The 12,515-nt window shown below is 42.8% G+C and carries 16 protein-coding genes; all 16 read right to left on the reverse strand.

From position 1 onward, the window contains the following. Window positions 1-3 precede the first annotated feature (3 nt). On the reverse strand, window positions 4-1,488 hold the full coding sequence (locus EL241_RS09865; RefSeq protein WP_126320545.1) for a T7SS effector LXG polymorphic toxin: 1,485 nt from the start codon (window positions 1,486-1,488) through the stop codon (window positions 4-6). Then, window positions 1,485-1,838: a DUF3958 family protein gene (locus EL241_RS09870; RefSeq protein ID WP_126320330.1), complete on the reverse strand. Its 354-nt coding sequence runs from the start codon at window positions 1,836-1,838 to the stop codon at window positions 1,485-1,487. Before EL241_RS09870 ends, EL241_RS09865 begins: the two co-directional genes overlap by 4 nt. Window positions 1,839-1,853: 15 nt before the next feature. Next, the gene (locus EL241_RS09875; protein ID WP_126320329.1) at window positions 1,854-2,141 is read right to left on the reverse strand and encodes a TIGR04197 family type VII secretion effector; all 288 of its coding nucleotides are present in this window, start codon (window positions 2,139-2,141) and stop codon (window positions 1,854-1,856) included. Window positions 2,142-2,210: 69 nt separating this feature from the next. Continuing rightward, the gene (locus EL241_RS09880; RefSeq protein WP_036105062.1) at window positions 2,211-2,507 is read right to left on the reverse strand and encodes a WXG100 family type VII secretion target; all 297 of its coding nucleotides are present in this window, start codon (window positions 2,505-2,507) and stop codon (window positions 2,211-2,213) included. Window positions 2,508-3,298: 791 nt separating this feature from the next. Further along, entirely contained in the window at window positions 3,299-3,952 is a 654-nt protein-coding gene (locus tag EL241_RS09885; protein WP_036105060.1) for a hypothetical protein, read from the reverse strand. 3 nt (window positions 3,953-3,955) lie between these two features. Next, window positions 3,956-4,621, reverse strand: a complete 666-nt coding sequence (locus EL241_RS09890) for a lytic transglycosylase domain-containing protein (protein WP_036105057.1) — start codon at window positions 4,619-4,621, stop codon at window positions 3,956-3,958. Then, entirely contained in the window at window positions 4,618-5,928 is a 1,311-nt protein-coding gene (locus EL241_RS09895) for a FliI/YscN family ATPase (protein WP_003754714.1), read from the reverse strand. Before EL241_RS09895 ends, EL241_RS09890 begins: the two co-directional genes overlap by 4 nt. Further along, window positions 5,921-6,607: a FliH/SctL family protein gene (locus EL241_RS09900; protein WP_036105055.1), complete on the reverse strand. Its 687-nt coding sequence runs from the start codon at window positions 6,605-6,607 to the stop codon at window positions 5,921-5,923. Before EL241_RS09900 ends, EL241_RS09895 begins: the two co-directional genes overlap by 8 nt. Beyond that, entirely contained in the window at window positions 6,594-7,709 is a 1,116-nt protein-coding gene (locus EL241_RS09905) for a flagellar motor switch protein FliG (protein ID WP_003754711.1), read from the reverse strand. Before EL241_RS09905 ends, EL241_RS09900 begins: the two co-directional genes overlap by 14 nt. 6 nt (window positions 7,710-7,715) lie before the next feature. Further along, window positions 7,716-9,386: a flagellar basal-body MS-ring/collar protein FliF gene (gene fliF, locus EL241_RS09910; RefSeq protein ID WP_126320546.1), complete on the reverse strand. Its 1,671-nt coding sequence runs from the start codon at window positions 9,384-9,386 to the stop codon at window positions 7,716-7,718. A gap of 61 nt (window positions 9,387-9,447) precedes the next feature. Further along, window positions 9,448-9,744, reverse strand: coding sequence for a flagellar hook-basal body complex protein FliE (gene fliE, locus EL241_RS09915; protein WP_003754707.1), 297 nt, complete (start codon window positions 9,742-9,744; stop codon window positions 9,448-9,450). Window positions 9,745-9,756: 12 nt separating this feature from the next. Next, on the reverse strand, window positions 9,757-10,167 hold the full coding sequence (gene flgC / locus EL241_RS09920) for a flagellar basal body rod protein FlgC (RefSeq protein WP_036105052.1): 411 nt from the start codon (window positions 10,165-10,167) through the stop codon (window positions 9,757-9,759). A 9-nt stretch (window positions 10,168-10,176) separates the two neighbouring features. Then, window positions 10,177-10,542, reverse strand: a complete 366-nt coding sequence (gene flgB, locus EL241_RS09925) for a flagellar basal body rod protein FlgB (protein WP_003754704.1) — start codon at window positions 10,540-10,542, stop codon at window positions 10,177-10,179. A 17-nt stretch (window positions 10,543-10,559) separates the two neighbouring features. Continuing rightward, the gene (locus tag EL241_RS09930; protein WP_036105050.1) at window positions 10,560-10,844 is read right to left on the reverse strand and encodes a hypothetical protein; all 285 of its coding nucleotides are present in this window, start codon (window positions 10,842-10,844) and stop codon (window positions 10,560-10,562) included. Beyond that, window positions 10,807-11,202: a flagellar export chaperone FliS gene (locus EL241_RS09935; RefSeq protein WP_003754700.1), complete on the reverse strand. Its 396-nt coding sequence runs from the start codon at window positions 11,200-11,202 to the stop codon at window positions 10,807-10,809. Before EL241_RS09935 ends, EL241_RS09930 begins: the two co-directional genes overlap by 38 nt. 15 nt (window positions 11,203-11,217) lie before the next feature. Next, a complete protein-coding gene (locus EL241_RS09940) occupies window positions 11,218-12,510 on the reverse strand; it encodes a flagellar hook-associated protein 2 (protein ID WP_036105048.1) in 1,293 nt (430 codons plus the stop codon). Window positions 12,511-12,515: the final 5 nt, after the last annotated feature.

Here is a 12,515-nt window from a genome sequence, read left to right on the forward strand (position 1 = left end):
ATGTCATTCACCACCCAACTTTATAATTGTTGCTTTATCATTCGAAAAGTCTATATAATCTTCCCCAACAATTTTCACTTTACCTGTATCACCTGTAGAAAATCCATAATAGGGACCTCCATGTATACCGTCTCCTGGATGATAAAACACCATTCCATCTCCGTCATTAGTAAATTTCCAACCATTCCCTGCTGACCCATATGTGGACTCTGTCCAACCTTCACCTAATATTGATTTTATTTCATTTTTGGTACTTCCATACAGTCTTTCAGGACTGGAGATAAGGTCTTCAATAGAGTTAGGTTTCCACTGAACATTCCCAGCACCATATTTTTCTTTAAAATAATTGTTCCAATCTTTTCCTGATACAGGATTTTCTGCACCAAAATCTGTCTTTGGAGCCTTAGCCCCACTAACTTTCTCTGGAACCCCCGTACCCGTCGTCACCTTATAAGAAGCATAACTCAACCCAGCCATCAAAATCAAATCGTACATGCCGGTCTCTTGTACCCAATTATAACCATCCGCTACATACTGAGAGGTTGCGAGTGTGCCTTTGATAAACGCGTTATATGCATCCCCATTTTGATAATTGATCCCATGACGCCAACCATCTTCTAAATGTTTCTGATAATCTTCCATCGACCATTTCCGGTATTGCTGATCCGGTAAATATTGGCCGGCCTTACTTAAATACTGATATAATTCCGGGGCGTCTACGCCTTTTCCGTCTTTTTCTAAATGCCATAAGATTTTCGCATTTCCATCCGTATCTTCATAAACAATGGCATAGACATCATAAGCTTCTAACTCTTTCTCTTTCTTAGAATCGATCCCTTTTTGCCTGCGATCGTATTCCGTCCATTTATCATTGATCGGTTTCACCCAATCCATATTCAATCCCATCGTGCTGAAGGTTCCTGTTAATCCGCTAAAACCCTTTCCACTACGCATCTCTTTTAACCCTTGTTCCACCGCATCCAGTAATGTTTCTACTTCACCAAAAAGCGTTGCGGATACGGGATCAAATGCCATCAGTTTTGCCAACTTTGCTTGTTCATCCTTCTGTTGATCTTGGTAATGTTCCCCTAATTTTGTAAATCCGGTTTTCAAAAAACTGTTTTTTGATGCGCCTGCTGCTAAGTGGTCCGCGAAAGCCATGAGCTTATTCAGCTGCTCGATATGTCGGCGTAAAACAGCTTCTTGAAGGGAATTTTCATCCACATCCGACCGATAGCGATCTGAAAGTTTCTTTGCCGCCGTCTCTAAAGTTTCTGCCGCTAAAATCAGGCCAGTGATGACAGGGATATACGTCATTTGAAAATAATTTTTTGCGGAATCATAGGTTTTCCCTATTAATATCGGCTCGAAAATAAACTGGGAGATAGCCGTTTTCAAGCTGTTTAGTCCTTGAACATGGGCTCGGCACATATTCCTGATCGCGGTGACTTGACTGTCTGCGTCGTCTAGAAACATATCGACACTCATGATGTTGCCTCCTTCTCATAAGCTGCTTTTCGCTGATAGTAGACGGCTTCTTCTTTCGCTTCCAATTGTTGGTGCGCTTTTTTGATCGTTTCCCTTTCTTCCCAAAATCGTTCCATCAACCCTTGTTCTTCTTTTCGTATTTGTAGCATTCGGTCTGTTGTCCGGCGCGCCATCTGTCCTTTTTGCCACGTGTGACTGATTTCATCCAAAAGCCGATTTTTTTGTTGAAGATGGGTTTGGAATTCTTCTTCCAACCGACGTAGCTCCCGTTGTTGCCCTTCTACTTCCTGTTTTTCTTCGCCTATCCGGTATAGTCGTTGCGTTAATTCTTCCGCTGTAGCTGTTTCCAATGTCCCCATTCCTTCCTATGGTAATGATGGCAATGTAAAGTTTTGTTGTAGTTGTTGATCGAGTGCCTCGAAATCTGTTGCCACACTGTGGATATTCGCAATATCTTGTTCTAAGACACTACGAAGGGAGGCTAGTAAAGCTAGTTCTTGCGTGCTGACCGTTTGCAGCTTCGTGTTTCCCTGCAAGGTCGTTTTTTTATCCGTATCTGGTGTCCAGTTTCCAGATAACGCGGTCAGTGCGTTTTGTAGGCTTGTCGCGTGTCCCTGAGCAATGCCCAGATTGCTTACGATTCCATCTGCCATTTACGATCCCTCCTTGATGTAGAAAAAGCCATACACCTTCGTGCATGACTTTTCCAGTTTTTGGAAACCTTAATGGAGACCAAAGTTCTGCGATAACTCGCGGTCATGGTTCTCCACAGAAGTCGCTGTTTTCTCTAATTGTCCTTGGATCTGGTCGAGTAGATCGGAGAATTGGACGACTTTTGGTTTTAGTTGGTTGAATTGCTCATCAAAACGTGCGAAGGCTTGTCCTTCCCATTCTCCTCGTAATTGTTCTTGTAGATTTTTCAAGTTATTTAAGATCTGATCGATTTCTCGTGCGCTCGTCCCGTATTTCTTGGCGCGATCCCGTAATTCTGCCGGGCTCATTCTGATTTGTCCTGCCATTTCATTCTCTCCTTTGATGTCTATTTTTACTGTACTCTTGTATTTTAGCACAGCCTGAGGCGAACGAAAGGCGAACATTTCCTGAACTTTCTTTGACAAAAAACGAGAAAGTTGCCATAATTAGATAAAAAAGCCTAGAAATTATACTTTCTAGACTTTTAGTGTTTTTTATAATTTTATTTTCTATCTTACTAAATGAAACTGCTAGAGTTAACAAACTATACCCTTTAAGTTCGATTAAGATCTATAAGTTAAGTCTACTTCTCTCTAACTTTCTTCTCATCCAAAAATATATTATCCCCCTAGACAGCTTGCTATGCCAAAGACAATAAATGAAAACGCAGATTGCAGCAATCCTATATATAGCTAAATTTTTTTTGTTAGCATATCATATTCCACGATTTCCTTTAATAGGAAAGTGAATAGTTTACAAGGTTTCCAGTTTTATCAAACCATAAAACTTGTGCAAACTTAGAAGCTCCCATACAAAAATAAAAAACAAATAAAAAAAGTAACAATGATTTATACTTGATAAGCTTCATTTCTATTTATTTCCTCCTAGCAAATCAAAGAAGTCTTTGATTTCTCGGTTATATGAGGGCCCTTGCAATATATAGCTTTTTTCATTTGCCATTATTTGGTAGGCGGACCTTTCTCTAAACAATAATACCCTAAATACGTGTGATTGTCGTTTAATTCTCTAGTTTAAGCTCGTTTACCCAATCCTAGTCATAAAAATCAAACTCAATCAAGTGCTTCAAGCTTTTTTTCTGCTTCTGCTAACTGTTCATTCACTGAAACGTCATAGCCGGATTTGCTTTCATCTCCGTGATGACCGCTAGATTCATTGTTAGGAATTTTTTCTTGGCTGGTTCTAATTCTTCCAACCATTCGTCGATGATTTTCTTTGCTTCGGCGGATTCGTTCTGGTTGCGGCAGATCCAGCCGATATTTTTATATTGGCGCATTGCTTCTAATTCTTGTCGCAGTTCGTCTTTTTCTTTGGCTGGGTGGAAGAGGTTCAAGTAGTAGTTTCGGCTGGCTTTGACGAAATGGATGTAGGTGTCTGTTTCGCCGACAAAGCTGAAATCGCGGGCTGCTAGCAGTTGTTTTGCTTCTTCTTTTACGGTTTCTGCTGCAAATCCTTTTGGTGCTTCTTTGCGCTGTTCTTCGATTTGGCTTAATTGTCCGGCTTGGAAGGGTTTGCTTTCTGCCTTCATCGTGCTGGAGAAATCAGCGAGTTTTCGTTCTAAGTGTGCCCATTTTTCTGTTAGATCAAGTTCTGCTACTAAGGCTTCGGTTTCGTGGATGACTTGGATCGCTTGTTCAAATTCTGAGGCTAGTAAATGACTTTTCACTTTTTCTGCTGCTTCGGTTTTGATCTCGGTCTGCATTGCCACAGTCATATCACGCCATGCTTGCCATTTTTGTTGCCATTCGCTCATGGATCAACCCACGTCCTTTCCGAGGATTTTTTTGATATAGTTTTGGGTTTCGGTAAATGGCGGGATTCCGCCGTATTTGCGTACATTGCCTGGTCCTGCATTATAGGCGGCAAGTGCAAGTGACAGATCGCCTTTGTAATTTTTGATATAGCCGGATAGCTGTTTGACGCCAGCATCGATATTGGCTGCTGGGTCTAAGCGGTTTTCCCCATACATCAGCTGCATCAAGCCGGTCGCACCAGCACTGGAAACGGCATTCGGATTGAAATTCGATTCTACTTCGATCACTTTGCGGATCAAGCTTTCTGGTACGTCGTATTTCTTGGAAGCGGCTGCGATCTCAGTCGCGTATTTCCCGTCATGTGTGGAAGTTACGGATTGCGGGCTGCTTGAAATACTTGCTGCGGTCGTTTTTACAGGCTGGCTAACTGCGGGAGCTGCTGTGGTCCCTTGTGCTAAAATCGCTTCATAAACGGATTGTGCGTAAGCCATCTGCTGGTCTAAAGAAGTAGCCTTGTTAGAAGACGGACTTGCTTTTTCAGCGGTTTCCATCGATTGTTGCTCTAAAGCACTTTGAAATGCTTTCGGATTTTGTGCGGTCTGATTGGCTGTCATGGCTTGATTGAATTCCGCTTTGCGGGCGGTGATTACTTGTTCGACAGGGTTCACGCTAGTCCATCTCCTTCACAGATTTGTTTCATTTGTTGAAGTGTTTCCGCGAACGTAACGTGTTCGTCTCGCGGTTGTTTCAGCATTGTATTGATTTGGATCGCTTTTTTCTGGCTGAGGAAGATCGCGGTATTGTCTTTTGTTTGTTCGATGGTTCCTAATTTGAAGTACAGTTCGTTTTCTTGAAACGTACTGAGCCATTCGCGCAGTTTATTGGAAGCGGCAAAGTGTTCTTTTGTCGTGATTTCTTCCATAACACGGCTGATCGAGTCCAGAACGGAGATCGCGGGATATTGGTTCATAATGGCAAGTTCCCGCTTGAGGATAATATGTCCATCTAAAATCCCACGCGCCAGATCCGGGATCGGACCATTCATGTCGTCGCCGTCAACTAAAACTGTATAGATACCAGTTATCGAGCCGGTTTCTGTTTTTCCAGAGCGTTCGAGTAATTTTTTCATATATGATTCCATCAGCAATGTCTTTCCGCCAATGGGTAAATCTTTCGTTGCAATGTCAACACTTCTTCTAGCATCCGCAAAGCGAGTGATCGAGTCCATCATCAATAAGACGTTTTTCCCTTGATCACGGAAGTGTTCTGCGATCGAAGTAGCTAATTTGGCAGCGCGGAGCTGCATTAAATGACTCTCATCGGAAGTAGCAGCTACGATAATACTTTTTTTCATGCCTTCTTCGCCAAGATCTTTGCGGATAAAGTCTTTTACTTCCCGTCCACGCTCGCCGACTAGGGCGATCACATTGACATCGACTTTAGCATTACGCGCGATCATGCCGAGTAGGGTGGATTTTCCGACACCTGAACCGGCGAAAATACCGATTTTCTGGCCGATGCCGATCGTGAGCATGCCGTCGATTGCTTTGATACCTGTTTCTAGGCTATCGGTGATTTCTTGGCGGGCAAAGGCGTTGATCGGCGGTGCTTCTAAAGCGATTTTCTGCGTGTTTCCAGCTGGATCGCCATTGATAACTTCGCCTGTTGCGCTTAAGACTTTGCCGAGCAGTTCGCCGCTTGCCGGGATCGTGACCTCGGCATCGTTTGGGTAGACCCAATCTCCTGCTGAAACTTTATCCGTTTGATTAAAGGGTAAGAGCATATTATTTTCTTTTTCAATCGAGATCACTTCGCACAAGACCTTTTTCTCGCCGACTGTCACAGTGTCACCGATCTGCATTTGCGGGCCTTTTGAGATATAGAGCTGTTCTTGTACAGTATGGATCTTTCCTTTTCTAATGTAAGGAATAGCACGCTTGATCGTTTGCCATGCTGCTGTTTTCGGTTCAAACATCTGCTGTGCCACCTTTAGCTGCAAGTAGGCGTTCACTTTGTACTTTGATTGCAGCGAAGATTTCCGGAAAGCGGTATTCAAAGTATTCTTTTTCTTCTTCTACACTGAATTCTCCGTAGCCAAGCCGCATATCAAAACGCCAGTCGATGTTCTGCATCAGCCATGCTTCTTTGTCGTCTGCGTGTTCGGCTTTTAGAGCTTCCAATGTTTCCGGGTGAATCGTGACGCATAGTTTCTCAAAGGAGATCGGCAGTTTTTGGATGACTTCTACAAGTAGTGGAGTCATTTTCAATTGCCGTTCATCGATCGTTTGCTGGACGACTTGTTCGGCCAGTTGGATACTTTCTTCATATAAAAAGCGGGTGACCGTTTGGTAGACCTGCTGCTTTTCTTTTTCCCATTCTTGACGTTCGGTTTGTTTGGTTTGTTCCCATTCCGCTTGTTTATTCAGCAAGTCGGCTTTTTCGGATTCTAATGCTTCCAATCGCTGCTCGAGTTGTTGTCTACTTACTGCTAATTGTTGTGCTTCTTGCTCCAAGGCAGCTTGTGCTTGTATTAATTCTTGGTTGTCGGAATCGGTTTCTGCGCTTTCTGTGATTTCTTCCAAGTATACCAATTCTACTGGCGTTTCGGAGATTTCTACGGCAGTTTTGGGGATTCGACTGTTAGATAATGACATCTTGGTCACCTCGAACGATCATGATTCTCCCTTCGCGTTCCATGTTGCGGACAACACCGGAAATATCTTGTTGTGCTTGTTCTACTTCAGAAAGACGAACTGGTCCTAATACATCGATTTCTTCGACGATCATATCGCGACGGTTTTTCGATACACAGGAAAGAATCTTTTCTTTAAGCTCTTCTTTTTCGTTTTTAAGCGCACGGGCGATCTTGTTGTTGTCTTGAATTTCTGCGAGTACGAGCTGTAAGGTCATATTGTCCAAAATAAGCAGATCTTCGAACATAAACATTTTTTCTTTGATGCGTTCGGAGAGGTCTTGTTCTTCCTCGTCCAAGTATTCAAAGATCGTGCGTTCTAAGCCGCGGGATACGTTGTTAAGGATATTCGCCACGTTTTTGATACCATCTGTTTTGTTGATCGAACTGCTGGCCATGGTGTCTAGCTTGATCCGTAGTAAATTAGAGATATTCTGCATCACTTCACTGTCAAACTGTTCCAAACTTGCTACACCAATCACAGTACGGATCATTTTTTCTTCTGGAAGCAAGCCAAGTAGTTTGGAAGCTTCTTCCGGTTTCATATAAGAAGCGATCATTGCAATGGTTTGCGGGGATTCGTCACTGATGATAGTGAATAATGAATCGACATCATCGATTTCTTGCAGGATGTCGATCGCTGTTTCGCCGACCCGTGCTTCGGTTTCTAAGCCATAGATCAGCTGATTCAATTCTTCTGCTGACATGTTCGGGAACAAGCGACGCAAGTGTTCGCGGTCAAGTTTGGCGATCCCTGTATTCAGCAAGTCCATTTCTGTCATAAATTCGCGCGATGCTTCTTCCACGACATTGCCATCCATTTCTTTCAGCTTTGCCATTTCGCGTGCCAGACGCTGTTTCGATGCATCCGGCAGCAGGTCGACAACTTCGGTCGCCACATCTTCGTCCAGGTTCCAAATAATGAGTGCTGCTTTTTCACGCTTGGAAGAGGAAGCGAGATCAACTGCTTCACTTTCTGCCGTTTTTTCTTGTTGTGCTGTTTCTTGTTCTGCTTTTTCGTTTATTTCTAATTGTTCTAGCGTTTCTTTTAATGTATCTGCCATAAGCTATCAGGCCTGCCTTTCATTGAGCCATTTTTGGATGATTGCAGCTGCTCTGCCTGGGTCTTCTTTTGCAAGATCGCTGATTTTTTCTTTTAAGTTCTCTCTTCTGGTCAAGATGGAAGGCTCTGTCATTGCGTCAGGATCGATTTGGAAATCAGGTTGTTCGCTTAGTTCTTTTTCGACTAATGCTTCTTCTGGTGAAATATAGTCTTCTGCGATTGCTTCTTCGATCTGTTCTTTTCGTTTCAGCCAAATAATATAGAAAACTATTCCGCCAGCAATAAGTAGCAGTAATGTGCTGCCAAGGATCCACCATACCCACGCGTGGCTTGCTGGTTTCGCAGCTGGTTTTGCGGTTGGTGCGGCTGTGTCATCTTTCAAGAATGTGATCGGCATGATCGTAACTTCACCGTTTTTGAAAGTGCCGTCAAAAACTTCTTGGTTAGTTCCGTTTCCGTCGGCGTTTGCATTTGCATTGCCACCGCCATCACCATCACCGTTAGGGTCAGTCATGTTAGGTGTTAATCCTGCTGCTACGCCGACTGCTTTTGTAAATTCATTCATATCAACGCGGTTGGCGTCTAATGTGTTTTGATCTACCCAAACGACAACGTTGGTTTTCGCAAGTGCTGGGTGTTTTTTGATTTCCTGCATCGTCGAGTCAAGTTCATAATTAGTAGTCTCGCTGTTTTTTTCGCTCGTATAGGTAGAATCACTGTTTCCGCCGTTTTCTGTATAATTCGGAACATCAGCGTTTGATTCTGTTCCGGATGCCTGTCCTGCTGAGCCTGTCGATTTATCGGTAGTGCTGTCTTTTTGTTCACTGCGGACTTTTCCGTCTCGCGGATATTTTTCCGTTTTTTGTTTGATCTCGTCAAAATTTACGGTAACATTCGTATTTACACGGAAGTTTTTCAGTGCAAATATACTCGAAAGTGTGTCTTCAATATCGGTTTTGATGTCTTTTCCGATCGCGTCTTGAATATCCACTTCGTTTTTATAAGCGGAACTTCCTTCATCTTTGGCTGTGGTTGCAGAATCAGAAACAACACCGCGTTTGGAATCGATCACGGCTACTTCTTCTGCATTGATGTTCGGGATCGCTGCGCTGACGGTTCTTTGGATGCCTTGGACTTGAGCAGTGCTGAGCGACATTTGTCCTTTGGTTTTGATCGTTACTGCCGCGGAACCTTTTTGACTCGCTTCTTCAAAGATCGAATCGGACTCTGGCATGGTCATTTGAACGGTCGCACTGTCTACTACATTGCTGTAGCTTTGCAAGATCTCTTTCTCTAAGTTCGCTTTCGTCCCTACTTGTTCTTGCATTTTTTTGTCTTCTTCACTTGCTCCAAGTGAGCTGTTTAGTAAAATATCGTTCCCGTCGGTTCCTGTGTAAGGAATGCCATCTTCTTCCATTTTATCTCTTACTAATTTTTCCACGCTTTTATCGACTAAAATATCCCCATTTTTATCAATCGTATAGTCTACTCCGATTTTGCCTAATTCGTCGGTCACTTGTGTCTGAGAGGTTTCTGACAGATTTTTGAATAAAGTGACTTTGGTACTTGGCTGATTCATATAAAGTAGCGCTACTGTGACAATGACAAAAAAGCCGACTAAAATGGCGGCCTTGTGCCAGTTCTTTAACTTCGAATACATTGTTTTAATTCTTGTCATAACAGAAACTTCGCTCCATTTTCTCTGTGCCTAGCAGTGTTCACTCCCCGGAACTATTGCTTTACACTTGCGTATTTAAAAGCTGTTTATAACTTTCTACTAAATTATCTCTTATCACGGCGGCTGTTTTCATCTGTGATTCTGCTTTTTTCATTTGGATCAGCACATCGCTGGTATTCCCTTCGCCTGTGGTAACCATTTTGTATGCGGAGTTTTCTGCGTTATTTTGGACATCACTCATCTTGTCAAACATGCTGGCAAATGTGTCCGCGGATTCGGTTACTTGTTCCGTTCCGCCTTTAGGTGACTGCAGCGGTAAGGAACTTACGGCACTACTTGCTATTCCTTCGATTGCCATGCGATTACCTCCTTAGATCTTTCCGATTTCTAGTTCTTTATCGAGCATTTTTTCATTGGCTTGCAAAGCAGAGGTGTTAGCGGCGTACATTTTTTGGCCGACCATGATGTTCGTCATTTCAGCTGTCAGGTCAATATTGGCATAACGCACGTAACCGTCTTGGTCGCTATTAGGATGCGTCGGGTCATAAACTGTTTTTACATTTTTTGTATCACTGACGATATTTTCTAATTTTACACCATTTACGCCATTTAATTTTGCTTCAAAGGGGCTGATTTCCTGAAGGACGACACTTTTTCTGGCGTAAGGGGCTTCTCCCGGTGCAGCGGAGGAATTGGCATTCGCGATATTGTCGGAACTGATTTCCATCCAAGTTTTGGCTGCGTTTAAAGCCGAGCCGTTTGTATTGATTGATTCAAACATTTCATTTCCCTACTTTCCGCGTGCTGCGATGCCGATGGCTGTGTCATAATTGAGTGCATTGATCGCAATGGCATACATTTGATTATTTTTCGTCAAGCCGATCATTTCATCGGTCACGTTGACATTATTGCCGTCTTCATTGACGCTGCCTGCTTTTTCTGTGATGCGGACGTTGGCGCTTCCGGCACTTTCGCCAGCCATATGTTTGGGATTTGTCTCCCGCAGGCTGCCTGCTTGCTGCAGATTTTGTTCAAAGCTTGATTCTTTTGCTTTATAGCCGGCTGTTTGGGCGTTGGCGATATTATCGGAAATAAGTGTGTTGGAACTTTGTAGGTAACTGATATAGCTTCCTAAACTAGCCACATAGTTGTCCACGTCAAAACCTTCTTTCTTTAGAAAAACTTCGCATAATTGCGGTTCGCTCGATCGCGTTTTTTGCCTGTTTCCAGAGTTTCTTTTACTTGTCTGATTTGATTGTCGGTAAAGATCATTGCTTTTTCGATCGTTTTTTTGATTTCTAGTGCTAATTCACGTTTTTCTTCTAACTGTAAGGAAGCTAGATATGTCGTGACTTCTTCTATAGACATTTGATACTCAGAATCAGACACGCGTAATTGGCCGCTTTCCAAAAATTGCCCTTTAAATCGATTCAGTATCTGTATGCTCTCTGGATTCACTGGCAAGCGCTCCTTCGTAACCTTCCTTGAGTTGGGTAATAATGTGGATGATCGTATCGACATTTACCGCTTTGCGGAACATTTGCATTTGTTTGATCTGTTCAGTGATCCATTCATATAAGCCATAAATATTATCGAATAGTTCTTTGTCCGCTTCCGGACTCAATTGCAGTTTCAACTCTTCAAATACTTTTTCCATTTTATCCAGTATCAAGTCTGCTTCACTGAATTTAAAATCGGCGAAATTCTGTTCCAGTTTTTTGAATTCAATGATGCAGCGTTCGTAAATATAGATCGTATTTTTGATGGGATTGCTTGTTAAGATCTCACTTGCCGAATATTTTTTCCATGCTTGCATTTTCGTCACCTACTATCAATTTTTACTTCCTGCGTTCATGCCGTCGATCAATGCGTCCATTACTGTAGCGCTTGATCGCAAATTGTTCATTTGTGTTAGCCATTTGGTGTATTGCTGTGTGATTTGGTCGAGCATCGTCGTGTTACGATCGGTGATGCTGTTGATCTTTGTGTTTAGTTTAGCGATCTCACTGTTTAGTGAGCCAGTTTCATCGCTGACAATTCCAGTTGCTCCGTATATCTTGTCGAAAGACTGGGATAAAGTATCGCCGAATCCGCCGATGCCGAAGAAGAATTTCTCCGCTGAAGTTGGGTCTTCTGCAAGTTTGGCTTCTAGTTTTGCGCTGTCGATTGATAAGACACCCGTTTTGTCTACGCTGATACCAAAGTCAAAAATGCCGCTGCCGTTCTTTGTAAATTTGAAAATACTATTTAGTGCGCGGTCTGTAGCAAGGTCAACGGTGGACGCTTGTAACGAGGTTCCATCCCCTGCATATGTGTTCATGACAGTCAATACTTGATTATAGGCATTCACAAAGTTTGTGATCATCGCACTTGCCTGGGTGTCTTTTTGCTCTTGAACTGTCAATGTTTCGATTTGAGTTGTCGGTTTTTTAAGTGTCAGGGTGACGCCGGGGATAATGTCGCTTACTTTATTTGTAGTGCTGGTAATATCCGCGCCATTGATCTTGAGTAAAGCATCTTCCGCTGCAAGATGGTTGGGTGAGTCTGTTTCCAGTCCTAATGCAGCTAGCAGATCTTGATCGCCACCGAAGCTGATAGTATTTGCTTTCCCGGTATTATTTGCTGTGATCACCATGTTACCGCCAAGTGTATAGGCATTTACTTTAGCATTGCTACTGTTGATTTTATTAAGAACGTCTTTATACGTATCCTTTTCATCGATCGTGATAGCTTTACCATTTAGTGTGATCGTTCCTCCTAAACCAATCTCCGCGCCTATATTCTGAACGCTTTTGTTGTAAGTATCAGACGTTGCCAGTCTAGTGACTTCCACGGAATAAGAGCCGTTTACACCACTGGAAGAAGAAGTTGCGCTAAAAGCACTTTCGTTAGTGGAACTTGCCAATTTGGTTTGGCTGGCATACGTGGTAAAGCCGTTAAATACTTTCAAAGAATTCGCCAATGCTGCTTTTAAGTTGTTGTATGTCGATATTGTCGACTGATACGTAGTGATTTGATTTTGAAATGGTGTTTTCGCACTCTCTAGCGTTGATTGAGAAAGCTGGATAAACTGTGTGTAATACTGATTCGGGTCAAGCAAACTGTCAATAATGGAACTGCTCATTTTTC

It is taken from the genome of Listeria grayi (assembly GCF_900638015.1).
In the GTDB taxonomy this organism is placed as follows: domain Bacteria; phylum Bacillota; class Bacilli; order Lactobacillales; family Listeriaceae; genus Listeria; species Listeria grayi.

Excerpts from the sequence above, each read along its gene's own strand:
- EL241_RS09875 (WP_126320329.1), bottom strand. The coding sequence starts at position 2,141 with ATGGCAGATGGAATCGTAAGCAATCTGGGCATTGCTCAGGGACACGCG.
- EL241_RS09885 (WP_036105060.1), bottom strand. The coding sequence starts at position 3,952 with ATGAGCGAATGGCAACAAAAATGGCAAGCATGGCGTGATATGACTGTG.
- fliE (WP_003754707.1), bottom strand. The coding sequence starts at position 9,744 with ATGGCAATCGAAGGAATAGCAAGTAGTGCCGTAAGTTCCTTACCGCTG.
- flgC (WP_036105052.1), bottom strand. The coding sequence starts at position 10,167 with ATGTTTGAATCAATCAATACAAACGGCTCGGCTTTAAACGCAGCCAAA.
- EL241_RS09940 (WP_036105048.1), bottom strand. The coding sequence starts at position 12,510 with ATGAGCAGTTCCATTATTGACAGTTTGCTTGACCCGAATCAGTATTAC.
- fliF (WP_126320546.1), bottom strand. The coding sequence starts at position 9,386 with ATGACAAGAATTAAAACAATGTATTCGAAGTTAAAGAACTGGCACAAG.
- EL241_RS09900 (WP_036105055.1), bottom strand. The coding sequence starts at position 6,607 with ATGTCATTATCTAACAGTCGAATCCCCAAAACTGCCGTAGAAATCTCC.
- EL241_RS09865 (WP_126320545.1), bottom strand. The coding sequence starts at position 1,488 with ATGAGTGTCGATATGTTTCTAGACGACGCAGACAGTCAAGTCACCGCG.
- EL241_RS09895 (WP_003754714.1), bottom strand. The coding sequence starts at position 5,928 with ATGTTTGAACCGAAAACAGCAGCATGGCAAACGATCAAGCGTGCTATT.
- EL241_RS09880 (WP_036105062.1), bottom strand. The coding sequence starts at position 2,507 with ATGGCAGGACAAATCAGAATGAGCCCGGCAGAATTACGGGATCGCGCC.
- EL241_RS09905 (WP_003754711.1), bottom strand. The coding sequence starts at position 7,709 with ATGGCAGATACATTAAAAGAAACGCTAGAACAATTAGAAATAAACGAA.
- EL241_RS09935 (WP_003754700.1), bottom strand. The coding sequence starts at position 11,202 with ATGCAAGCATGGAAAAAATATTCGGCAAGTGAGATCTTAACAAGCAAT.